Below are 24,341 nucleotides of genomic sequence, written 5' to 3' on the forward strand. Positions count from 1 at the left end.
ATATATGTCATCGACTGCAATTGAAATCAACTCCAAGAGAGGAATCTGGGGTGGTGGAAATGAGCCCTTAAAGGCTAGTTACGGAAAGCTTATGATGTGGTTTTTCCTCCTTTCCGACATCTTTACTTTTGCCGCTTTCTTGATTACCTATGGCTCCATTAGGGTAAGTTACCCGGCTTTTGAGGGCCACGTGTCTGAATTTGTAAAGTCCAATGAGCATTGGCCTATTCCTGAAATGATTTTCAATGCATTTCCATTTTTTCACGGTGTTCACCTTCCATTGGTCTTTGTAGGTTTAATGACCTTTATTCTTATCATGAGTTCAGTTACCATGGTATTAGCAGTGGAAGCAGGACATAGAAATGATAGGAAGGATGTAGTGAAGTGGATGCTTTGGACGATGTTGGGAGGAATCACGTTTCTTAGCTGTCAGGCATGGGAGTGGAGTCACTTTATCCATGGTAGCGACCAGGGAACGTTGATGACCTTTGTGAACACCTTCGGGGAGACGGTTAAGGAAGTGGTGTATGGTGCCAATCTGCATGTAAATGAATATGGCCCGGCACCTTTTGCACAATTGTTTTTCTTTATCACCGGATTTCACGGATTTCACGTGACTATCGGCGTGGTATTGCTCTTCCTGGCCTTTTATCAGGCAGCTGTGGGAGTATACGAGAAAAGAGGCCACTATGAAATGGTAGAGAAGATTGGCCTGTATTGGCACTTTGTAGATTTGGTTTGGGTATTTGTGTTTACCTTCTATTACCTGGTCTAGATTCACCTAAAAACATTATTAGCTATGTCATCACACGAAAATAACAGCACACTAGAGGTATTACCTAGGAACAAGGAAAAGATCAAAAAGATCTGGAAAACAGCGGGTATTCTACTTGCCATTACAGCGGTGGAATTTCTTCTGGCCTTTACCATGGAACGGGGTATGTTGCTTTTTGCCATTTTTATTGGCCTTACACTTGTAAAAGCAGCCTATATCATGATGGAGTTCATGCACTTGAAAGACGAATCCAAAACATTGTTTTGGTCCATTATGCTTCCCCTGATTTTCTTGGTTTGGCTATTGATAGCCCTATTTAAAGAAGGAGCAGAGATCTTTATGTACAGATGGTAATGCCATCTTGATAAAAAACTAAAAAAAGTAGGTTGGAAGGAATGCTTTCAACCTACTTTTTTGTTTGTATTGGTATTATGAAAATGATTAGAGTATTACAGGGATTGGTATTGGTATGTATACTGATGGTTCCTGTGTTGATTATCCTCTTTCTCCGAAATTTTGGGGAAAACACGTATGAAATTCCCGTCTTGTATGAGAATGGAGTAGAAGACCCTTTCGGGGATTGCAATTACACCAATAATGGTCAACATTATATTCCGGAATTTACCTTTGTAAATCAGGATAGCGTACCGATGGGAAAGGCCGATATGAAGGAAAAAGTGACCATCGTCGATTTCTTTTTTACCAGCTGCCCAAGTATCTGTCCGGTAATGTCACTGGAAATGGAGCGAGTGCAGGATGCCTTCAGAAATGAGGCTACCGTCCAGCTGTATTCTATTAGCATCGATCCTGCATATGATACCCCAGCGCGGTTAAAGGAATACGCCGACCTGCACAAAGCCAATCCCGATAAATGGCATTTCCTCAATGGTCCAAAGGAAGAAGTCTATGAATTGGCCCGATGTGGTTTTGTACTTCCTACCATTGATGGGAAGGGAGTCCCCGAAGACTTTATCCATAGCGATAAGTTGGCATTAATAGATGAAAAAGGAAGGATCAGGGGGTATTACAGTGGTACCAATCGTGAAGATGTGGACCTGTTGATATTGGAAACAAAAATACTATTACATGGAAAAGACTGAGTTTTCGGAAAAAAAGGCCAACAAAGGGATTTATAGGCTTATTACGGTTATTTCTATATTGGTTCCCATTGTTGTTGCCGTCCTGTTATTTATGCCTGCCAAGCTGGATTTGGCCAGCGGATGGGTGTATTTTCTTCCGCATTTAAATGCGGTGATCAATTTTACAGCAAGCTTGGCATTGATTGCAGGACTGTTTTTCATAAAAAGTAAAATGATCAGCTATCACCGTATCTGCATGACCATTGCCTTTGGCCTGGGAGCAATATTTCTGGTTTCGTATGTGATCTATCATGCATCGGCAGAAAGCACCGGTTTTGGAGGCGAGGGGGTGATTCGAACGGTATATTTTGCAATACTGATCAGTCACATTATTCTGGCAGCGGTGGCATTATTTCCCATCTTGTTGGCCTATTATTATGGGTATACAGGAATGGTGGAAAGACACCGTAAAATCGTACGGTATGCTTACCCGATTTGGCTGTACGTGACTGTTTCAGGAGTGGTGGTATACTGGATGATCAGTCCATATTATAATCACTAAAACATAAGTACAAATAAAGGCGTAATAGAATATATGAAGAAGTTCTTGGTAAACATCATTCTGATTGCCGTGTTTATGGTCTTGCCAAAGGCCATCGCAGTAGCTCAGTGTGCGATGTGCAGGGCCTCAGTAGAAAATAACGTGTCCAATGGCGATACCACGGTCGGTGCCAGCTTGAACCTGGGAATCCTTTATCTTTTTGTAGCACCTTATTTATTGGCTGCTGTCATTGGATTCCTATGGTATAGAAATTCCAAAAAGAAGAAACTAGCAAAGGCTTCATAAAAGGTAAATAAGAAAGCAAAGTTTGAAATTAGACTTTGCTTTTTTACTTTTAGCATTACTGTCAGGTGAAATATGCTTAAGAAGAGAAGGCTAATTATTGTTTTTGGAATCATGTTAATGGCGATTGTCCTGGCCATTAATTTTTTCTCAGGAAGTCCTGATGTGTCAAAAGTGGGGCTGGAGCAAATAGAGACCACTACCAGAGAGGTCGCCGAGGAATTTGATGAGGATTTCATCCAGCTGTTGATGAATTACAGGCCTGAAAAACAAATGTCCTTCTCCACGTTAAACTTTGATTCCAAACATCCATTTTATCTATACAGTGAAGATGGCCAGCTGTTGTATTGGTCTGGTATTTCGATGATACCGGATTTTAATGACGTCAATACAGGTACTTCATTTAAGCCATATCAGTTAATTGACAATTCTAAGGGGACGTATTTTTCCAGGGTAAGAAGTATCACCAGGAATAACCAGCAGTATTGGATGGTTCAGGTGTATTCCTTATATGATAAGGTGGAGATTGACAATAAATATTTACATGCCGGTTATAATAACGATGTTTTTGGGAATGATCGGTTTATATTGTCAGCCGAACCTCGTGGAGAATACGATAAGGTGACTGGGGAGAAGGGAGAATACTTCTTTTCAGTTTCTCTGAGAACGGGTTATATCCCGGTAGGGCATAAGTCCAGTACAGCATTGTTATTGTTTTTCTTTTCGCTGACGGGGCTGGTATTTATCCTTGGAGGAGACTTTGTGGTTCGTCTTTGGAGCCACGGAAGACGACAGTTGGCGTTGCTCTACACCATCTCCATTCTCACTAGTATCAGGGCGATGATGCTGGTGTTTCATTTTCCTCAGGATTATTTTGAGGTGCCATTGTTTGATGCGACCTATTATGCATCATCGGTATTAAATCCCAGCTTGGGGGATTTGTTGTTGAATGTGATTTTTTCTGCTATTGTATTGGCCATGGTGATCAGTATGTTGGGGAGAAGAGAGGTGATCGTGGCTTTTGCCAAAATAAGAAAGCGCTATTACCAGTGGGTGTTTTATCTGGTGGCGTATTTGCTTTCAGGGTTTTTCTTGTTTCTGTTTTTCAGGTTGTTTTCCAATATTTCCAATAACTCCCAGTGGAACTTAAATATCCTTGATATCCCTACTTTTGACTATTTCAAGGCCTTAAGTATACTGATTTTATTTTTGGGAGGAGCAGGTTACTTGATGTTTACCCTGATGTCCTTAAACTTGGTGTTTTATAAGGCCAGGGCAAAAAAAGCCTATGCATTGAAAGTGCTACTTGGTCTTTCTGTTCCTGTTCTTGCCATTGCGGCCTGGGTGGATTTTATTTATCTTATTGTGTACGTTTCACATTTGATCCTACTGGTGGCGATTATTTCTTTCGAATTGTACGACAATGTCCTCAAGTTACAACTCAACACTTTCCTTACTTTTTTCTTTGGTTGTCTAGTAGGAGCCGTGGTGACTGGTGCAGCATCATATCAGGACTATGGTAAACGGGAAATCCACAATAAAGAACGGCTTGCCAATCAGGTGCTGAGGGAAAAGGACGTTATGGCGGAGTTTCTGCTGAGTGATGTCATGCAAAGGGTCAAAGACGATCTGTTCATTAAAAATCGCATGACCAATCCGTCTTTTTCTAAAGACCCCGTAGAACAAAAGATCCGAAAGATATATATATCCAATTACTTTGATCAGTATGAGCTCAATATCATGATTTTTAATCCCAGCGGAGAGGATATCTTAAACCGAAATAATGAGCAGTCACTGGACGATTTTAGGTTTCGTTACATGAACAGTGACTATGCCACTAGTGTGAGAAATCTTTATTTTATCAAAACTGGAGAAGGATTGGAAGGTAACAAGTTTTACGGGTTTATGCCCATGGTAAAAGAGGGTGACTTTATAGGGACTATTGTCCTGGAGCTAGTCCAGCAACGGATAAAATCTACCAGCGTATTTCCCAAGCTGCTTCTCGATAAGAAATATGTCGATGATATCTATGATAGCAAGCTGGATTATGCCCTGTTCAGGGATAGCGTATTGCAATATAGCGTGGGGGTATATAATTACCGAAATCCGGAAGTCGTGGAGCTTTTGGAAAATAATGGTTTATACAAAAGCGGTATAAACCGTGATGGATATCATCATTTTGGGGTGCGGAATGGCTCCAGTACCTTAATGGTGTCCAGCCCCATCTATCCTTATAATTACATCTTGGCCGATGTGTCTTTCTTCTTTATAAGTTATATCGCTTGCACTCTCTTTTTTATTTTCATTTATACCCTGCTCAATGGCCTTAACAAAGTAAGGTTTAATTATGCTACGAGACTCCAGTTTTACCTGAACTTCGCCTTTTTTGTGCCGATGTTAGTGATAAGTGCGATATCCATTGGCTTGTTGAGTAAATCCTATCTGGAAGACCTGCATCGGCAGTATTTTGAAAAGGCCAATATCATCCGCGATAACCTTTTTCAATACTTAGAGCAAGAGACCAAAGGGGTGATGGACAGGGATGAGTTCTTGGCAGAGGTGTATAGATTGGCCAATACCACTGCCACGGACATCAATGTGTTTTCCTCAGAAGGAAAGTTGATGGCCACCAGCCAACCCAATATTATCGAAAAGAAAGTGCTCACCAGATACCTTAACCCGGAAGCGTATGCCGAGATTATAGAGACCCAAAACAATCAGGTGATCCTGGATGAACAGGTGGGCAGCTTAAAATATAAGACGGTATACATCAGTCTTCGGGAAATGAAACGACAAAATACCCTGGGAATAATATCCATTCCGTTTTTTGAGTCCGAGGAGGAGCTGAATGTTCTTATCGTGGACGTATTTAGCACCATTATCAATATCTTTGTCGCGATTTTTATCGTGTTTTTGATCGTGTCCTACTTTGTTTCCAAACAGCTTACAGACCCTTTCAAGTTGCTGACCCAAAAACTAAAAGTTACCAATCTGGAGGATAATGAACCGATGTATTGGCCTACCAATGATGAAATTGGCTTGCTGGTAAAGGAATACAATAACATGTTATTTAAACTTGAGGCCAGCAGGAAAGTCCTTGCCCTGAATGAGAAAGAGTCTGCATGGCGGGAAATGGCCAAACAAGTGGCGCATGAAATCAAAAATCCGCTCACGCCTATGAAGCTTACCCTTCAGCATTTGTTGCGATTGCAGGCTGAAAAGCGGATCGACGATCCCGAAAAGCTAAAAAAGCCCATTCATAATCTGATCAATCAGGTGGACACCCTCAGCGATATAGCTACCTCCTTTTCTACTTTTGCCAAAATGCCGTTGCCCAAAAATGAGCTGATGGATTTTGATCAAGTGGTAATGAGTGCTGTCGAGCTTTTTAAAAACAATGAACGGGGCAAGGTGATCTTTTATGATCAAGTGCAAGGACGTCTTCCCGTCATGGGTGATGATAAGCTTTTTGGTCGGGTGATCTCTAACCTGATCATTAATGGTATCCAGTCCGTGCCGGAAGACAAGGTGGCTACGGTGACCGTCACATTGGCTACGGAGAAAGGTTGGGCCAGGCTGGAGGTTAAAGATAATGGAACCGGTATTCCTGAAGAACTCAGGGAGAAAATTTTCATTCCCAACTTTAGCACCAAAAGTGAAGGCTCTGGACTGGGACTTGCCATTGCCAAAAGAGGTGTGGAGACAGCAGGGGGGAACATTTGGTTTGAAACAAGAGAGGGAAAAGGGACATCGTTCTTTTTGACGTTTCCTTTGGTGAAAGAAGCAAAGCCAGGTGCTTCGTAAGCTGTAAGCGGTATGATGAGGAGTTGGAGTGCATTTGTGCCGGTAAGTTTAACGTGTTTGGTGATCATAGCGGGGATGGTATGGAGTGGCCCGGCACTCGGTCAAAGTCCTCTTTGTAAATGGTTAGAAGCGTCTCCTTCAGCTGATTCTGTTCACGTCAAATTGGATTCCCTAACAGCACTGGAAAGCTCGATTTCCATTTCTGGTGAGCGGGACTACCAGTGGATATATAATTCCAGTTCAGGCTTCCTTACCATTTACCGTGGAAAAAATGCTTTCCCCGATTCATTACAAGTTTGCTACCGTCGTTTTCCATATGCACTGAACAGGACTTTTTCCCATCGGACCTTGGAAGCAGACTATGATTCCATGGCATATTTTAAGAAGGTAAAAGAGGTAGAAGGAGAGGTATATGACTTTCGGGAAGAGATTTTTCCGTCAGGAAAGTTAAATAAATCAGGGAGCTTGACACGGGGGATTTCCTTTGGCAATACCCAAAACGTCTTTGTAAACTCTGCCTTAAACCTCCAGATGGATGGACAGCTCACGGATGATCTCTTCATTCGCGCCAGCATCACCGATCAAAATGTCCCTTTCCAGCCCCAAGGTAACACCCAGCAGGTGCAGGATTTTGATAATGTCCTGATAGAACTTTATAATGACCATTTTAGCCTGAAGGCAGGAGATGTTGTCTTTCGTCAGCGCCAATCAACGTTTTTGAGGTATTATAAAAATGTTCAGGGACTCCAATTGACCACGGATTACAGTGTCAATGAAAAGTGGAAAGCGTCTACACAAGTGGGGGCTTCCATCGCAAAAGGAAAATTTAATTCCGTTCAATTGGACATCCGGGAAGGAGTGTTGGGGCCATATCGGATTCCAGGGCCAGAAAATGAACGGTACATCATCGTGATGGCCAATTCTGAACGAGTGTTTCTGGATGGTAAACAGTTGAAAAGAGGGTTTAACCATGACTACATCATTGATTATAACCAAGGCCAGATCACCTTTACCACCAATGTGCTGATCACCCAGTACTCTCGAGTAAGGATAGATTATGAATATTCAGAACGGAATTTTTCCAGGTCCATCCTGACCGCCAATCATGTTCAAGAGAGTGAAAAGGCAACTTTTTACGTGAATTATTATAAAGAGCAGGACAACCGTAACCGGCCACTGTTTGATGAGTATGCTGAAGAAGATAAGCTACTACTGGCTGCTGTGGGGGATAATATTAATGCAGCAGCCGTTCCCCGTGTGGATAGTGTGGCCTATGATCCGCAGCGGATCTTATACCGGAAAGTAACGACGGTTAATGCTGAAGGGGAAGCCAGTCAGTATTATGAATATTCAACAGCTCCTGATGAGGCACACTTTGAGGTTACCTTTACGGAAGTGGGCACAGGAAGGGGGAACTATCGCCGACAGGAGCAGCTTGCCAATGGCTTTGTTTACGAGTATGTCCCACCTGTAAATGGACAGCCGCAGGGAAATTACACCCATTATTCCATACTGCCTGCTCCCAATAAAAAACAAATGATGACCGCTGGAGGAGAGGTGAAATTGAGCCCCTATGAAAAAATATACGGTGAAGGAGCCTTGTCCAATCAAGATATAAACCTGTTTTCTGATTTGGGAAATCAGGATGACAAAGGATATGGGCTGAAAGGCGGCTTTGTATCTGAAGGGCGTCCGCTTGGCTGGCTAAAAGGCTATCAATTGGAGGCCGCGACAGAACTGGAATACAATTCTGTGAATTTCGAGTTTATTGATCGGCAGCGGTACATCGAATTTGATCGTGATTGGGGGCTTTCGCAAGAGGCCTTAGCGATACCTGCCAGTGAAAAGCTTATCATGGCGAAGGCCGGTGTTCGCAAAGATGCCGCCAATGAGCTTGCCTATCAGCTCAACTACCGAAAGCGCGGTGCACGATTGGAAGGTACACAGCAGCGAGCCAAGTGGTATCAGCAAATCGGTGAAAAATGGTTTACCCGTCAGGACCTGTTTCTCCTGCAAAGTGAAATGCCGGCCATGACCTCCGACTGGGTACGATATGACGCAGAAGTTTTTTACCGGTCAAAAATCCTAGTGCCAGGTTATCAGTTCAATGTAGACCGAAACCAAAATATGGACAGAGTGCAGGATTCGGTGATCAGCAGTGCGATGAACTTCCTTTCGCACAAATTCTATGTTCGGTCAAATGACACCTTGCCCTACAGCTTTTTCGCGGATGTCAGCTGGAGGGAGGATCGCTTTCCCGTGGAAGGAGTGATGCTGCCGGACACCAAGGCTTTTACCACTAACTATGGTTTGCAGAAGCAGCTTGGGGCGCATGACCTGAAGGGAACATTGACCTACCGTCGATTATATCAGCTAAGAGGCAGAGAGGCCAGGGAAAGTACGGTAATGGGAAGGTTGGATTATATTAGTGCATTGCTGGATAATAACCTGCGTAACGAGCTGAGTTATGCCATCGGCAATGGGCAGGAGCTTAGGCGGGAGTTTGTCTACCTTCCGGTGCCGACGGGAGAAGGCACGCATACCTGGCGGGACGAGAATGAAGATGGTGTGCAGCAACTGGGCGAATTTTACCTAGCCATCAATCCCGAAGAAAAAAACTACATCAGGATGTTCACACCGACAGACGATTATATCCAGGCCTATACCACCTTGTTCAATTATCGACTGAATGCCCAGTTTCCTGACCAATGGCGCAAGGAAGAGGGAGTAAAAAAATTGCTTGGTAAATTTTCAAATACGACGAGCTGGAATGTGGAAAAGAAGATCACGGCCGGGGATTTTTGGATGAGGGTAAGTCCTTTTGCCAATGCTGTGCCTCCTGAAGATTTGGTGTCGTTGAGGGAAGTATTCCGGTCCACTTTATTTTTTAACCGTACTTCATCGTCCTATGGTGCCGACCTAGGTGTCTTCAAGAGCAGTAATAAACAATTGCTAACGGGAGGTTTTGAGGAAAACAGACAGGAAAACTGGCGAATGAATTTCAGGATGAATGTCAACCGCTTGGTTAATCTCCGGTTAAAGGGCAATGTAGGGCAAACGGTGGCCCTTTCCGATTATTTGGAAAACAGAAATTACCATGTGGACCAGATGTCAACAGGGCCTGAACTGACGTGGCAGCCATCTCCCATCTTCAGAACTTCTTTCCAATATCTTTTTACCCATAAGAAGAATGTAGAAAATGTAGAATTTGAAGAGACTGCGGCCTTGCATGAATTAGCAGCAGAAATCCGTTATGCCAAAGCCATCAAGACTACGGTAAATGCCTTGGTCAAATACACCCAAATTGATTATAATGGGCGGGCAAATTCCCCCGTGGGCTACGAAATGCTGGAGGCACTGACAGTCGGTAGCAATATTTCGTGGAGCATCAACTGGATCCAGAAAATAGGGGAAGGGCTCCAACTAAATTTAACTTATGAAGGCAGGGACTCGGAGGGATTGGAGCGTTTAGTCCATACTGGTAGGATGCAGGTTTCAGCGTTATTTTGAGTGTGTAAATGCATATTTATCCCAGGATGACATCTTGTTTTTATCTTTTAAGATATTTTCCAAAGAAGCGGTATAAAAGTCTCAAGTCTTGGGCTTTTTGGGGCACAGCGTGCCCATCCCCATAGTTTGTCAGGGTGTGGTTAGGAACTCCAATACTGTTCAGTTTTTTCTTGAATGAGGCGATTTGATCCGTATAGTAAGCTTCATCGCTGGTGTTATAGAAGAAGTAAGTCGGGGCAGTTGCCTGAGATTCCACCAGATAGGAAGCTCCCATTGCCCCCCATTTTTCTTGGTTTTCCACCAAGCTTCCCCATGCCCAGGGGCAACGTGTTTCGAGGTTGTCGTCGCCATCGTCTGCGTGATTGTAAATTAAGGTATAATCAAAAACACCTGGGCCTAGCACCGCTGCTTGAACCTTATCAGAAACTTCCCGATGTAATCCTGCATTTTCGAATACAGGGATGCTCCGGTCACCTATAGCCAGTGAACCTGCCGTGGATCCACGTGAAAAACCATAGATGCCGATTTTTTCTGAAAGGCCTAAAGCAGTTCCTCTTGCCCTTAACGTGCGAATGGCAGACTTTACCTTTTGGACGGCATCGGGATTGGTTTGGTAGGATTTGTATGTGTCATTTTTGCCATGGGAAGGTTTGCCTTTTCCCCAAGGGCAATACTTCGGATGATCTGCGATGGCCCAGGCCATTCCCACGGCAGGTGCTCCCTCCAAGATACTGTCGTCAAAACCCGCAAAGGTGTAGGGCAGAAAAGTGCGCTTATTTCGGTTGACAGCAGTGAGAACTCCTTTTTCTTCATCGTAAGTAGCGAAGCTGTTGCTGTACGAAAAAGAAAGAATGGTGGGTACTGGGATTTTGGGATTCGCAGGATAGATGATGTCCATGCGTAAGCTGTCACCTTCCGTGTATTGGTCCGGGAAATTATAGACAGTCGGGTCATCTTTGAAATAAGCAACATTTCTGTCAATCCGGTAGCTGTCAAAGAGCACATAAGATTGAAGAATGGAACAGTCTTTCAGACCACAAAAAACACCTGCAGCCATGGCATCGTTAATGGCGATGATGTCTTTATTGATAAAGGGAGATGTGGCCTTGCTGTGGCCATTATAGTCCAGTGTTATCACTCGATAGCCTTGCTCCAATAACCATTTTACATCCTCTTTGGTGGTATTGCCGCCGATTTTCTCAAAACCTGGGTTTACAAGATATACAATGGTGAGGAAATTGCCGTCATAATCTTTCAGGGGAGATGCAGGATGCCGGACGGTGTAGTGAATGGGAGCATTTAGCGTTTTGCTTATCCATTCACCTGTCTGGCTGCAAGCAGGAGTAAAGAGCTGCGTCATGAAAAGGCAAACGAGCATTAAGCCAGTTTGAAAGAAGCATCGCAATAAAGGTTTATTGGGCACAGATGAATGATGTTTGCTGATGGGCAATTTATTGATAAATCCGGTTTAAACCATCCAGTTCACCATCGAAATAGATGAATTTTTCACCTGGCCGGAAATCAATTTCTCGTTGGTACGCCGCCAGCGATTTCCAGAATACCGGATGATTGGGCTGTTGGATCTCATTGAAGGTTTTCTGCGGTAGGGTATGAAAGGCAAGGTTGTAAAGTCCGTGTGGGACTAGTCCGAGTATCTTCAGGAAAGGATTGTGAAATTCATGAATCCAAGTGGCCCTTTTGTAGCCAGTACAAATTTCTGCCAGTTCATTTGATATTGTTTGCGTGTCTTTTTGAATGAGAGCCAGTAAATAACGAATGAGTGAACGGTCAAATTTGCCCATCTTCTGGGTAAGGTATTTTTCGGCCTTTCCAGTACTTTCATCAAGCCATTTGGGATCCTGATGGATAAGAGAAATCAGGAGATTGGCACAGGTGACGGAAAACTTATGGCCTTTTTTGGTCAATCCCACATCTTTCGGAAACATTTTAAGCACCAGGTCAAGGTCATTTCCTGCATAACTTTCCATCACCTGATTGAAATATATACAATGGTCTGTGCCTGATGATAGTAATCGGTGGTGATAAAAAGAGAGCCTGTTATAGGTATAAAGCGCATCGTTTAACAGTTTTGGATTATTTTCATAAAAGGCATCATGGATCCCGATATTTAAAGGGGCTTCTATAGCTGCGGGTATTGAGATCCTTAATAGGGCATCAGTACGATCCAGATTGCTCAGATGGTCAGGTATCTGTTCCTGTTTTAAGATCTCGTCCAATTTATGAGCTCTTTTTCGGAAACGCACTAAACAATCTTCTGCAGATTTCTGATCCAATGAAGCATATAACTTATCCAGAAGTTTTTTGTCGATCTTGTGGTTGGTAGTCATGAAAAAAAAACTTGGTATATCCCTCAAATATAGTGGATATCACTATTCTTCCAATACAAGAGAGGATATTGACATCGCGAAAAGAATGTTTCAATAGTTGAAAAAATAAACAAAGATGGTTATTGATGATAAAAATTTTTAATTTTAACCTATGCCAATTCAACAAAGTGAATTGGCATAGTCCTGTTTTTTTAGATTAGGGTTAACTGCAGAGATTCCTCCTTTTGTCATTACGAAGTAAAAGGGGGCTATAAAACTAACCGTATAATTTAACAAAGTAGGGCAGCTTTAAGCTTTTGATAGTTAATAACCCTTTACCTGAAACACTATGAAGAAGATAATTACCCTATTGTTTGCTGTCAGCATGTTGGTGAGTTGTTCAAACAATAAGCAACAGCAAGAGACCGAAACACAAGAAGTAGAAAAGACCAAGATACCGGTGCATGCATGGCTAGGAGGCTATAATGATCGATCCGAATCGGAAATTCGTGAGGCTTTTGCCAAGTTCAAGGATCATGGTATTGATGCATTAATGTACAATGGCGGCCATAATCCCGAAGATTATAGGAAAGTAGGCAAGATCGCCAAGGAGCTGGGATTGGGCTTTCATGCTTGGATCCCTACCATGGTACAGCACAAAACCGATGAGTTGAAGCCAGAGTGGTATGCCGTCAATCGCAATGGAGAATCGGCCCTTGAAAAGCCTGCATATGTGCCGCATTATACCTTCTTGTGTCCAAGTAAAGCGGGGACTTATCAATTTCTCGAAAACATGTACGCTAAAGTGGCCGAGGTGGAGGAAGTAGATGCTATCCACTTGGATTATATCCGGTTTCCTGATGTGATTCTGGCAAGAGGGCTGTGGGACAAATACGGGTTAACAATGGATAAGGAGTATCCCCAGTTTGATTATTGCTATTGTGACCAGTGTACTGGGGATTTCAAAGAAAAAACAGGGATCGATATCAAATCTGTAGAAGATCCCACGCAAGTGCAGGAATGGAAACAGTTCCGTTATGATTTGATCACGAGTATCGTCAACAGACTCTCAGAGAAAGTTCACGAACATGGCAAAGAAATCAATGCTGCCGTCTTCCCTGGCCCTTCTACAGCCATGAAACTGGTGCGACAGGAGTGGGACAAGTGGAACCTGGATGCCGTGTTTCCCATGAACTATAATGATTTTTACCTGGAAGGTACGGAATGGATCGGTGAAATGGTAAAAGAAGAAGTGACCAGCGTAAACGGTGAGCGCCCTATTTACAGTGGCTTGTTTATTTGTCCCAATCCTGAGAAGAAAGCCGAAATCGAAGATCCGGAAGGCCATGGGCTGCTGCCAAGTGAGCTTGGAGCCGCGATCCGTCAATCCATGGAAAATGGCGCTACAGGGATTTGCCTATTTACGCCAGGAAGGATGACAGATGAGCATTGGGTGGAATTGGAAAAAGCGATCTATTGAAGATAGATGTCGGATGTGGGAAGCCTGATGACCGAACCCCAGAGGGCTTAAATCTTGGTAACCATGGGGTCCAACCCATGGAAATGAGACAGTATAAACCTATAACACTAGCCGCAGAAAAGATACGAGTGGATTGTCTTTTCCGCTAATGCCCATGGTAAATGATTAAAGAAGAATAGGTGGTTATAAAAAAAGGTGGAGACTGTTTACGCCTCCACCTTTTTTGATGTTATTTTACTCGAATCTTTCGAGGTTCAGACTATCGGCTGTAACTGTTATCCAGTAGTCTTTATTTATTAGGACTCCATTGGGATAGATGATGTCGTAATGTCCTATAGTATCCCTGAGGTCTTCACGGCCTGCTACTCCACAGACAATAAACCCTTCAGTGCCACTAAATTCTGGTTTCCACTCCAAACTGCTAACTGAACCATTTTCTGGTAAATAGAAAATGGTTGAATCTGTAGTGGAATTGAAGTTGGTAGAAATGATCCAAAGTTGTGCTTCTCCAATGTTACTTTTTGAATGAAATGTCAATGTTGGTTTCCAGTCTTCACGACTAGAATGACAAGAACAGCAAAGGATTATAGATAGAATTATTATGGCTCTCATTGATGATTTTTCAGTTTTATTGGTCAATAAAGTGAATTAAATTATACCCTCTTACCGCATCAACTCCAGAAATGGATTTTGCGGCTTTTAATACGTTGTCTGCAGCGGTTTCATATCATTTTTGTAGGCGTCATCAGATTTCGCGTTCCGCTTAAACGGCCAACCCCTCACTTTTTGGTAATAGGCCGTGTTCGAGAAGTGAACCCTGTCATACCAATTATTGTGTTTATCCCTCTCTATATCATAGTCTTCAGCACCATCATTTTCGTTACATAGTTCGTAGGCTTTTGTGAAACCTTTGGCAAGCTGAACTTCTTTGCTGATATCATTCTTTTTGGTTGATACCGCTCATTAATAATGCCTCAAAGTCAGCTTGATCATATTCCAGAACTTCAGTCGGAATATCCGTGCTATGCTTAACACCCAGTCCTCTAAAATCAACAAGATCTTAAGAGTGCTTTGTACTATTGTTTTTTGGATACATTGTCTCTTCATGAGAACACGAAACGCTCGTAGTGGCGAGAGCGATAAACGAGATCGCGGTCGTCTTTAAACTGAAAATAGAAGTAGTAGATTTTTTTCGATTAAATTAATTCAGATGCGATAATCGGGAAAAATAATTAAACCTACAAGTGTCTGTTAATTAACAGATTTTGCTTACCAGTAATAGGTGTTAAGTACTAGTTTTAGGGCGTGTTGTTATTGGAAAAGCTTCGCTGTTCAGGATTTTTCCGTAGGGATCCGCCACGGTGGACAAATCCCAAACAGCAAGCAACGAGGGTTTTTCAGTGCTAGCCGAAGGACGGGCATCCTGATTAATAGTGCTTTTACTGGTTTTGTTCTACTATCCTTTTGATATAGAATAAGACTACCGCTTTTTGGAAGGTGAACCATTTAGATGGCTCCGGCTCCAGCTTGGGCAACGGCGTGGTCATTTTCTACCGTACTGCCGCTGATACCGATAGCTCCAATGATGTCTCCTTCCGAATTTTTGAGGGGAATTCCACCTGGAAAAGTGATTAATCCATGGTTGGAATGCTCAATGTTGTAAAGCGGCCCTCCGGGTTGGGATAATTCTCCGATCATGCCAGTGTCCGTATCAAATAATCGGGCGGTCTTGGCCTTTTTGATTGCGATGTCAAGAGAACCTAGCCAGGCCCCGTCCATCCGCGCAAAGGCTACCGGATTAGCTCCTGCATCCACTATGGCGATGTTCATTTTGGTGTTTAGGGAGATGGATTTTTCCTTAGCAGATTGAATGATTTTTTCAGCTTGTGCTAGTGTAATGTTCATGATTGTTCTTTTAAAAATTGGTCATTTCTATTTTTTTAAGATAGTAAATTGATGTTGATAATTATAGGGCTTGGTGTTGTTTGTGAAAAAAATGTTCCGTAACCATAGAAACTGGTTATGGGCAATTTGAAAAGGCATTACAAATATCCCGTTCATTAAGCTTCTATTGGTCAATGTCTTTAGCAAAGCGGTGACTGGGAACACTTCTAGTCCGGATTTTCGTGGAAGTCATCTGCTACGGTGGATACCTTTGCCAATGGCGTCTCTTCGGAGTGGGGTAAGCTGAAACTGTATGTCCCTGATGTACATGCGAGCAGGTTATTCTGACAAGAGCACCCCCATCTGCTTACCCGGTAGACCATAACCGTCAGGCTAACGTATGCAAGGTACTGAAACTGTTTATCTTTATCTGTGTTATTCAAACAGGGATTATAAATCCCCTATGTTCCGGTTCGGGATTTTCCCATAGGGATCCGCCACGGCGGACAACTCCCAAATAGCAAGCAGCGAGGGATTTTAAGTGCAAGTCGAAGGACGGGTATCCTGATTAACAGTGCTTTTACTGGTTTTGTTCTACTATCCTTTTGGCGTTTTCGTTATCGGGATTAAGCTCCAGGGACTTTTTGTAATTTTTAACTCCCTCTTCGGTTTTGCCCAGCTTTAGCAGGATTTCCCCGAAGCTGTCATAGGTGTTGGCGGCCTCAGGATACAGTTCAGTATTGAGTTTTAGGATATTCAGGGCCTCTTGATTCTTTCCGGCATTCATCAATCCATAGCCAAAACCATTGATCATTATTTCACTGACATTGTATTCAGCCTTTTCTTTCTTAATGAATTCGGAGTTGATAAGGGCAATGGTCTTGTCGATAGAGTTTGTCTCCGCATAGAAGGTGCTAATGGATTTCAGGTTCATCAGTCGTTCTTTTTCCCTTTGCTGGGCCAAGGTTTCCACACCGTAATATTGTCGTTCCTGATCTGAGATTTTGGCGGAGTCGATTTTGTAGCGTTTGAATTTCCCTGTGGAGGGATCTTGGATAAACTGGGTGCCATAGACCTGTGATTTATCTTTTCGCATTAAGTCCCTGTCCACAGCAGCGGCATACCACCACTTGTTCAGGGTAGAATCCATCAAGATAGCTTTTCCAAAACACCGGACAGCCAGGTTAGAGTCGATGGTGTCGAGACCATGCTGGAAGATAATGCCGGCATTGAAATGGTCTTTGGCTGTTTTGACTTGACCTTGTTCCATGAGTGCCAGTACGCGTTTGCGTCTTATACTGTCTTGTTCATGTAGCGTTTGCCAGTCAATGTTTTGGGAAAAACGTGCCTGCTGATCGGCATCAGCCATTTTCTGGAGTTCAGCATTGTCTTGGCCTAAGGTAATGCCGGTCATGGACAGCAAGGCCAGGGATAGGAAGATAAGGGATTTCATAAAATGTAAATTTGATAGTTGAAAAAGCATAGGTGCTTTAAAGATAAAAAAATATATTCACTTTTAAACATGAAATATCTCAAGGGGAGGGCAATCGCTTTTAAACTATCAGTGAAGATAGGTCCGCTCGGTCTGATACCATATTGCTTGAATTAAATAACACCATTGGCTAAAAGCGATTCCCCTGATTTCAGGGGATTCACTGATTATTTCATTAGGAGGTAAATGTCAACAGGAATTTCATGCCAAAGGCCAGTATTAATGAAGTGGTGAAATTCACCATTGTCCCCGCTAGAAAAAAAACTGCATTGTCGTTGATGTCTTTTTGTCTGCAAATATCAAGGCTAACCCTGTGATCTCTACTGCCAACACAAAGCTTAAAATGATAATATTCTCGCATTTTCCATTGATGTATCCATCGCGGATGATTTTTTCATCATTTTTGTCGATTTTTTCATCGTCATTGGCCTCAGAAGTCTTTTTATCCTTAAGCACTATTTTTTTTATAAGGCAGTTAGTGATGGAAAATGTGAGAAAATAACCAGCGATAATAATCGCTGCCCTGATTAGGTTTGGGTTGGTGTTAATGTAGTTTATGATGAATTCCATCTAGTAATGTGTTTAGATTGCTTTCAGCTTCATGGATCAATTCCATTTTTGAGGTTTTTGTGATCTTGGAAATGTATTATTGGGATACTCTTACATTTTTCGCCAACTCCTTTTGTGTAAGATTTGATTCCGTGTTATAGTAGATTTCCCATTCTAATTCTTTCCAATCATCTCTAACGGTCAATATCAGGTTAAGAATGGTACTGATGGTTATTGTATCTATTTGATTATTAAGGTTAGCAGAGAAAAACATGTTGCTTTTTTTAAGCCTTTCCATTTGTTCTTGGCCTTTCCAGAGTGCTGGGCCTACAAGGGATAAGAAGTCCTTCTCGTTCATACCAAAAGAAACTTCATCTTCTATTAATACTATTCTTGGATGGCAAGGATAATCTTAGCCGCCGATACTGGATCCTTACATATCCCTCCAAAGCTATCTTCTGAGTATATTGTCAGTGGGATTTTAAAATATAGCTCGAATTTTTCATTTATCTGGTCAATTGCATCATGAAAATAGTTCCATTCTTTCGGGTTGAATTTTTTACGGGATTTGATTACATCGCCGATAAGTACTATTTCATTATTTTTCATACAACAAATAAGTTGTATTTTGTTTTTACAACTATATAGGTTGTTTATAAATTTCAATAATCAGTAGTAACAGCGTGATGAAGGGAAACATGAGTAATCTTTCAAGGGACTTTTTGGGGATTAAGCTAATCCTATGAGAAACATGGGCACTACAATTTTTAAATCGGCCTGAGGTTAATAGCGATTCCTGTAAAAAAATGTAACTTTGTGAATGAAAAATTAGTTGTCATGCTAATTAATTAACACTGATTAATTGCTTGTTAATTAGTGCTATAAGGGATTTGATCGTTGGGATTGGTGTGAATTCCAGTATTTTGTGGACAGTTAAAGTTAAACTACCAATATGCCAAAAAGTATATTAGTAACAGGAGGAACAAAGGGGATCGGCAAGGCGATCATCCGCCGATTTGCGACGGAGGGATTTGCTATTTTTACCTGTGCGAGGAGTCAAGAAGACCTTGAGCAGTTGAAAGTGGAGATAGAGAGCGATTTTCCCGCAGTCCAGTTTGGTTTTAAGTCCGCTGATTTGTCCAAAAAAGAGGAAGTGAAAGCATTGGCCGAAGCCGTGAAAGAAGCGTTTATCCCCGATGTGCTGGTCAATAATACCGGGGTTTTTCTACCGGGTGCTATCCATGATGAGCCGGATGGGAACTTGGAGCTGATGATGCAGACCAACCTGTACAGTGCCTATTACCTGGTGCGGGAGTTTGCCCGGGAGATGATTGCCCGTAAGTCTGGGCACATCTTTTCGATGGGATCCATCGCCGGTTTGACAGCATATGCCAATGGCGGCAGCTACGCCATCTCCAAGTGGGCCATGCGGGGAATGACCCAATGCCTGCGCCAAGAGCTGATGCCGCATCAGATCAAGGTGACCTCGGTCATGCCGGGGGCAACCTTTACGGCCAGCTGGGAAGGGGTGGATATTCCTGAAGAGCGTTTTATGAAAGCCGTGGATGTGGCCGAGTCAGTATGGGCTGCATATAACCTTTCGCCCCAATCGGTAGTTGAAGAGATAGTCATCAGGCCTCAATTGGGAGACTTGTAAACATAATTGAAGATGGAAATCAAAGAAACCATTGCCAGTACCAAATATTGCGACAGCCTTACGGCATATTCCCGCAGGAAGACCATTCCTGTAAAGATCGGGGATGTGGTGATAGGAGGGGATAACCCTATCGTGGTCCAGTCCATGACTACGAAGGATACGATGGATACCGAAGGCTCTATCGAAGAGTGTATCCGTATGATTAATAGTGGCTGTGAACTCATTCGCATCACGGCCCCCAGCATCAAGGAAGCAGAAAATCTTCGCAACATCAAAGAGGGATTGGCCAATAAGGGCTATCATGTTCCCTTGGTGGCAGATATCCACTTTACTCCAAATGCAGCGGAGATTGCTGCAAGGATTGTAGAGAAGGTCCGGATCAACCCTGGTAATTATGCTGATAAAAAGAAGTTTGAGGAAATCGAATATACCGATGAAAGCTATCAGGCAGAACTGGAACGGATCCGTGAGCGGTTTTTGCCGTTGGTAGAAATCTGTAAGGAGTACGGTACGGCCATGCGGATCGGCACCAACCATGGCTCACTTTCTGATCGGATCATGAGCCGGTATGGAGATACGCCGCTGGGAATGGTGGAGTCAGCCTTGGAGTTTTTGAGGATTTGTGAAGAAGAGAATTACCATGATATTGTCATTTCCATGAAATCTTCCAATACCCAAGTGATGGTGCAGGCGTATCGCTTATTGGTACAGAAGTTGGATGAGGGAGGTTTTCAGCCTTATCCACTCCATCTTGGCGTGACAGAAGCAGGTGATGGTGAAGATGGTCGTGTGAAATCAGCAGTGGGGATAGGGACACTCTTGGAAGATGGATTGGGCGATACCGTACGTGTTTCCTTGACAGAGGATCCGGAGTTTGAAGCACCGGTGGCCAGGGCACTGATTGACCGATATACCCAGCGTCCGGGGCATGATGCCATCACCGCCATTGAAGCATACCCGCTGAATCCTTTTGAGTATGAAAAGCGGGACAGCATGGAAGTTTTTAACTTTGGGGGAGTCAATGTGCCCCGTGTAATTACTGATATTTCCCGTGTGGAGAATATTACAGAAAAAGAGCTGAAAAATGTAGGCCATTTCTATTTACCGGAACTGGACAAGTGGAAGATGAATGATGTAGGCTGTGATTTTGTCTATTCCGGTAGCAATCCGATTTCATTTATGTTGCCCAATGGCCTCAAGGAGATCATCGACGGAGCAAAATGGACAGCCTTGGAGGATCACCATAATAAGTTTCCTGCATTTACTTTAGCGGAATTGGAAGTGGCCAATGAGCTGCACAAAACGTTGAACTTTTTGAAACTCAAAGATACGGAAGTGGAGCAGGCCATCCCTTTATTGAAAGGAAGAGAAGACCTTGTAATTATACTCCACAGTGACAATAAGCACAATATGCCGGCTTTGAGACGGGCATACATTACTTTGATCAATGCAGGTGTTCAACTGCCAGTGGTGACTGAAGCGGGCTATAAGGAACAAGATGCCGATCAAACCATGCTCTATGCCGCCACCGATATAGGGGGCTTGCTGATTGATGGTCTGGGAGATGGAGTAATGCTTGGACTGGAGGAAAAGACGTCCCCGGATCGCGCCGCATTAATGGATACGATCAAGCTCCACAATTCCGTGAGTTTTGGGGTGCTGCAGGCGGCAAGAACCAGGATGTCCAAGACGGAGTACATTTCCTGTCCTTCCTGTGGACGAACCTTATTTGACCTTCAGGAAACTACTGCAATGATCCGTAAAAGAACCGATCATCTGAAGGGTGTAAAGATAGGCATCATGGGATGTATCGTCAATGGGCCAGGTGAGATGGCCGATGCGGATTATGGTTATGTAGGTTCTGGCAAAGGTAAAATCACCCTGTATAAAGGGAAGGAAGTAGTCAAAAGATCCGTTCCCTCAGAACATGCCGTCGACGAGCTGATCAATATCATTCGGGAAGATGGCCAGTGGATAGAACCAGAAGCGGTGGAGTGATTGTTAGTATCAGGTATCAAGAACAGGGTATCTAGTATCAAGTAGTTGACTCCATACATAAAAAATAAATAGACATGGCCAATAATAAATTTAAGGAGTTCTTTCAGTTGGGAGAGGTAGGGAATTACTTCTTCAGGGTGTTCAAAAAGCCTGATCCTAGCCAAAAATCCAATTTTAACCTTCGGATGATGCACGGGATCAACAAGATTTCGATCTTGGTGTTTTTGGCGGCATTGATCATTTGGATTGTTAGAAGATTGATGTAAGACAAGAGGGTCAAAGACCAAATGGTAATAGGTGTCCGATCCAGGGAACGCATGTTAAAAGAATCGGAAGGTTCAAGGGATTCAGTGCTGCAACGTTTAACCCGGATTATACATTAGGAATCGTAGTAGCCTGTCCCGAAATCCTTCGGGACAGGCTGGCGGATATCCGGAAGAGCTGAAAGTACAATAAAATCAGCTAGTTTGGAGGAGTAAGCGTAGCACCGCTACGGTGTACCCTGTCTGGCCGCCAGGTAAAACCGAAAACTAAAGCGTAGCGGCTGATTTTGAAGTAATTTCAGGTCGCAACAGATAGGCTATATATTTCGGGTTTAAAGGTTGAAATGATATAAGGTTAGGAGGTTTTATGGTTGCCGAACCATTGGATTTCGGGGATGTTTTCGTTTCTAATTCCTCACTCTTAACTCTACCGCTCCAGCTAGGATGAACTCATTAGAACAATTCCACGCTTACTGACCAATTACTCCCTACTTAATACTTAAGACTCACATCTCAATACTATAACCATGGACATTGTGTTTTTCAGAGATTATTGCTTGAAGAAAGCCGGGGTGACCGAGGATACACCTTTTGGGCCGGATACGCTTGTTTTTAAAGTGGGCGGTAAATTGTTTGCCCTGATCGATATTGAGCAGTTTAAAAGTGTCAACCTGAAATGTAATCCTGAACGGGCAGTGGAGTTGCGGGAGCAGTTTACAGGAATTATTCCAGGCTATCACATGAATAAAAAGCACTGGAATACCGTGTCTTTTAATGGCTCCGTTCCTGATCCATTGATCCTGGAATTGGTGGATCATTCCTACGACTTGGTGTTCCAAAGTTTGCCCAAGAGACTCCAAAACGAAATTAAAGGATGAGCTATCTCAAGGTGAGCGAGGTGAGTAAGCGCTATGATGCAGCCAGCGTAGCATTGGAGGACTTTAGTCTTCAGGTGAAGCGCGGCGGGGTGGTGTCTATGGTGGGAGAAAGTGGTTCAGGCAAAAGCTCCCTACTACGGATCATTGCAGGACTGGAAGTGCAGAGTGCAGGTGTTGTCCACTTGGGAGATCAAAAAATCCTAAATCCAGCCCAAAAACTCGTGCCCGGTTATGATGAAATTCAGTTGATCCACCAAGAATACAAGCTTTACCCCAACTCAACTGTCGAGGAAAATATTGCCCGTCCTTTACTTTTATATGATAAGGATTACCAAAAGGAACGTACCGAGGAGATTTTGAAGCTATTGTCCCTTGAGACATTTAGGGATAAAAAGCCGAGGCAGCTTTCCGGTGGTCAGCAGCAGAAGGTGGCCATTGGTCGAGCGTTGAGCATAGAGCCTGAAGTGCTGTTGTTGGATGAACCTTTCAGTAGCGTGGATGTTATCCAAAAACGTGAGCTGATCGAAGAATTGAAAGGGATTTTTGATTCCCTTGAGGTGACCGTGATTTTTGTGACCCATGATGTGGATGACGCCCTCCTGATGAGTGAGGAGCTCTTGATTATCCAAAAAGGGAAACTGGTGCAGCAAGGGAATGTCAGGGAGGTCTTTCGAAAGCCCGCCAATGAATATGTGGCAAGACTGTTTGGATATCTGAATCCGATTCCTGGAAAGAAAGGATCCTATGTACGTCCGTCAGAGGTGAGATTTACCACCGAAAATGGACTGAAAGCCAACGTGGTCAAACAGCAATTTCTACTTCATTATAATCTTCTAACGGTGAAGCTGGCCGATTCCAGTGCGTTTTGGAGGGTCGATGATCCGAGCAGGACTTTTGAAGTGGGGAATGAGGTTTTTTTGGCCTATGAAAAAGAACAACTCATCCAGTTTGAGCAGGAGTAGAGAATTGCAAACTCCTTTAACCTGAAATCAATGCTGTTTAGTTAACGTATGTCCCCGATCCGATAGTCATACGGGGCAGGCTTCCTGATGACAGATTCTGTCCCGATAGATTGGGAAAGGCTCTTTTCAATCATCAATGTGTTGTTGTATGAAAGAGATTCCTTCGCCGCGGCGAGATGACAGTTTTGTCACTGTCTGCTCCAATCTACCCCACCTAACCTCTTCGCCGCGGCGGAGAGGAACTGTCTTTGATCTATCTTGATACTTCCACTTTGCTCTATAATTTTCTCAATGCTGATGGCCATTTAAGCCGTGCACATGGCCGTGGTTCAGTTCTTCTTCCGTGGCCTCACGAACTTCTTTTACTTCACCGTCAAAATGAAGCCTGAAGTTTACTAGGGGATGGTTAAAGTCTAAGAGCAATTGGTCGCCAAGATCTTTCAGTACTTTAGCTTGCATGGGATATCCTTCTTCATCTACAAGCGGGAGGAAATTGCCTTCTTGCAACATTTCAGGCTTGAATCCTCTTTCTTCAGTAAGTTGATCTTTCGGGATATCCACAATCAGTTCATCGTCAGCCTGTCCGTAAGCTTCGTCTACTTCTAAGGTGAAGCTGAAATCATCCCCTTGTTTTTTATTGGCCAAATATGCCTCGAATTTCTCGGGTAAATCACTGCCGCCAAATATAAAATAAAAAGGATCTTCCTCATCTCTCACTTCTACACTGAAGGGAGCTGATTCTTCATCCACATTGCTCACTTTTAGTTCATAGGTAAGACCTACCACGGTATTGTTGGATATTTCCATATTTTTATTTTTGCTTTTTCACAAAGATAGTC

21 protein-coding genes are annotated in these 24,341 nt (G+C 43.2%); 13 read left to right on the plus strand and 8 right to left on the minus strand.

Annotated elements, in window-relative coordinates; genetic code table 11:
- Positions 1-4 precede the first annotated feature (4 nt).
- The 7 genes from FKX85_RS10035 (at position 5) to FKX85_RS10065 (ending at position 10,012) form a co-directional block, all read left to right on the plus strand.
- Complete coding sequence (locus FKX85_RS10035) at positions 5-775, plus strand: cytochrome c oxidase subunit 3 (RefSeq protein ID WP_141614599.1); 771 nt, start codon at positions 5-7, stop codon at positions 773-775.
- A 24-nt stretch (positions 776-799) separates the two neighbouring features.
- Positions 800-1,129 carry a cytochrome C oxidase subunit IV family protein gene (locus FKX85_RS10040; protein ID WP_141614600.1) on the plus strand — a complete coding sequence of 110 codons (330 nt, stop codon included), beginning with the start codon at positions 800-802 and terminating at the stop codon, positions 1,127-1,129.
- Between the two features lie 77 nt (positions 1,130-1,206).
- Positions 1,207-1,875, plus strand: a complete 669-nt coding sequence (locus FKX85_RS10045) for an SCO family protein (RefSeq protein WP_141614601.1) — start codon at positions 1,207-1,209, stop codon at positions 1,873-1,875.
- Positions 1,862-2,416, plus strand: coding sequence for a DUF420 domain-containing protein (locus tag FKX85_RS10050; RefSeq protein ID WP_141614602.1), 555 nt, complete (start codon positions 1,862-1,864; stop codon positions 2,414-2,416). Before FKX85_RS10045 ends, FKX85_RS10050 begins: the two co-directional genes overlap by 14 nt.
- A 75-nt stretch (positions 2,417-2,491) precedes the next feature.
- The gene (locus FKX85_RS10055) at positions 2,492-2,701 is read left to right on the plus strand and encodes a hypothetical protein (RefSeq protein ID WP_394345015.1); all 210 of its coding nucleotides are present in this window, start codon (positions 2,492-2,494) and stop codon (positions 2,699-2,701) included.
- Positions 2,702-2,773: 72 nt separating this feature from the next.
- Positions 2,774-6,502 carry a sensor histidine kinase gene (locus tag FKX85_RS10060; RefSeq protein WP_141614604.1) on the plus strand — a complete coding sequence of 1,243 codons (3,729 nt, stop codon included), beginning with the start codon at positions 2,774-2,776 and terminating at the stop codon, positions 6,500-6,502.
- Between the two features lie 12 nt (positions 6,503-6,514).
- Positions 6,515-10,012, plus strand: a complete 3,498-nt coding sequence (locus tag FKX85_RS10065; RefSeq protein ID WP_141614605.1) for a hypothetical protein — start codon at positions 6,515-6,517, stop codon at positions 10,010-10,012.
- A 40-nt stretch (positions 10,013-10,052) separates the two neighbouring features.
- On the opposite strand, the gene FKX85_RS10070 is transcribed toward FKX85_RS10065, so the two are convergent.
- Together FKX85_RS10070 and FKX85_RS10075 are read right to left on the minus strand one after the other, a co-directional pair.
- Positions 10,053-11,372: an alpha/beta hydrolase family protein gene (locus FKX85_RS10070; protein ID WP_141614606.1), complete on the minus strand. Its 1,320-nt coding sequence runs from the start codon at positions 11,370-11,372 to the stop codon at positions 10,053-10,055.
- Positions 11,373-11,463: 91 nt separating this feature from the next.
- Positions 11,464-12,360 carry a hypothetical protein gene (locus tag FKX85_RS10075; RefSeq protein WP_141614607.1) on the minus strand — a complete coding sequence of 299 codons (897 nt, stop codon included), beginning with the start codon at positions 12,358-12,360 and terminating at the stop codon, positions 11,464-11,466.
- Between the two features lie 328 nt (positions 12,361-12,688).
- Between FKX85_RS10075 and FKX85_RS10080 the strand changes: the two genes are divergently transcribed.
- The gene (locus tag FKX85_RS10080; RefSeq protein WP_141614608.1) at positions 12,689-13,819 is read left to right on the plus strand and encodes a glycoside hydrolase family 10 protein; all 1,131 of its coding nucleotides are present in this window, start codon (positions 12,689-12,691) and stop codon (positions 13,817-13,819) included.
- Between the two features lie 234 nt (positions 13,820-14,053).
- On the opposite strand, the gene FKX85_RS10085 is transcribed toward FKX85_RS10080, so the two are convergent.
- From FKX85_RS10085 to FKX85_RS10105, 5 genes are all read right to left on the minus strand, one after another.
- Entirely contained in the window at positions 14,054-14,356 is a 303-nt protein-coding gene (locus tag FKX85_RS10085; protein ID WP_141614609.1) for a hypothetical protein, read from the minus strand.
- 969 nt (positions 14,357-15,325) lie between these two features.
- Positions 15,326-15,724 carry a GlcG/HbpS family heme-binding protein gene (locus FKX85_RS10090; RefSeq protein ID WP_141614610.1) on the minus strand — a complete coding sequence of 133 codons (399 nt, stop codon included), beginning with the start codon at positions 15,722-15,724 and terminating at the stop codon, positions 15,326-15,328.
- A 559-nt stretch (positions 15,725-16,283) separates the two neighbouring features.
- A complete protein-coding gene (locus FKX85_RS10095) occupies positions 16,284-17,156 on the minus strand; it encodes a tetratricopeptide repeat protein (RefSeq protein WP_141614611.1) in 873 nt (290 codons plus the stop codon).
- A gap of 291 nt (positions 17,157-17,447) precedes the next feature.
- Positions 17,448-17,765, minus strand: a complete 318-nt coding sequence (locus tag FKX85_RS10100) for a hypothetical protein (protein ID WP_141614612.1) — start codon at positions 17,763-17,765, stop codon at positions 17,448-17,450.
- Positions 17,766-18,131: 366 nt separating this feature from the next.
- Positions 18,132-18,353: a hypothetical protein gene (locus tag FKX85_RS10105; protein WP_141614613.1), complete on the minus strand. Its 222-nt coding sequence runs from the start codon at positions 18,351-18,353 to the stop codon at positions 18,132-18,134.
- Between the two features lie 343 nt (positions 18,354-18,696).
- Between FKX85_RS10105 and FKX85_RS10110 the strand changes: the two genes are divergently transcribed.
- The 5 genes from FKX85_RS10110 to FKX85_RS10130 all read left to right on the plus strand — a co-directional run bounded on the left by FKX85_RS10110 (position 18,697) and on the right by FKX85_RS10130 (position 23,502).
- Complete coding sequence (locus FKX85_RS10110; RefSeq protein ID WP_141614614.1) at positions 18,697-19,401, plus strand: SDR family oxidoreductase; 705 nt, start codon at positions 18,697-18,699, stop codon at positions 19,399-19,401.
- 12 nt (positions 19,402-19,413) lie between these two features.
- A complete protein-coding gene (gene ispG, locus FKX85_RS10115; protein WP_141614615.1) occupies positions 19,414-21,399 on the plus strand; it encodes a (E)-4-hydroxy-3-methylbut-2-enyl-diphosphate synthase in 1,986 nt (661 codons plus the stop codon).
- 74 nt (positions 21,400-21,473) lie between these two features.
- A complete protein-coding gene (locus FKX85_RS10120; protein ID WP_141614616.1) occupies positions 21,474-21,665 on the plus strand; it encodes a DUF6728 family protein in 192 nt (63 codons plus the stop codon).
- A gap of 524 nt (positions 21,666-22,189) precedes the next feature.
- Complete coding sequence (locus FKX85_RS10125; RefSeq protein ID WP_141614617.1) at positions 22,190-22,540, plus strand: MmcQ/YjbR family DNA-binding protein; 351 nt, start codon at positions 22,190-22,192, stop codon at positions 22,538-22,540.
- The gene (locus FKX85_RS10130; RefSeq protein WP_141614618.1) at positions 22,537-23,502 is read left to right on the plus strand and encodes an ABC transporter ATP-binding protein; all 966 of its coding nucleotides are present in this window, start codon (positions 22,537-22,539) and stop codon (positions 23,500-23,502) included. The genes FKX85_RS10125 and FKX85_RS10130 overlap by 4 nt, the downstream gene beginning before the upstream one ends.
- 288 nt (positions 23,503-23,790) lie before the next feature.
- On the opposite strand, the gene FKX85_RS10135 is transcribed toward FKX85_RS10130, so the two are convergent.
- Positions 23,791-24,309, minus strand: a complete 519-nt coding sequence (locus FKX85_RS10135; protein WP_141614619.1) for an FKBP-type peptidyl-prolyl cis-trans isomerase — start codon at positions 24,307-24,309, stop codon at positions 23,791-23,793.
- Positions 24,310-24,341 lie beyond the last annotated feature (32 nt).

It is taken from the genome of Echinicola soli (assembly GCF_006575665.1).
Lineage (GTDB): Bacteria > Bacteroidota > Bacteroidia > Cytophagales > Cyclobacteriaceae > Echinicola > Echinicola soli.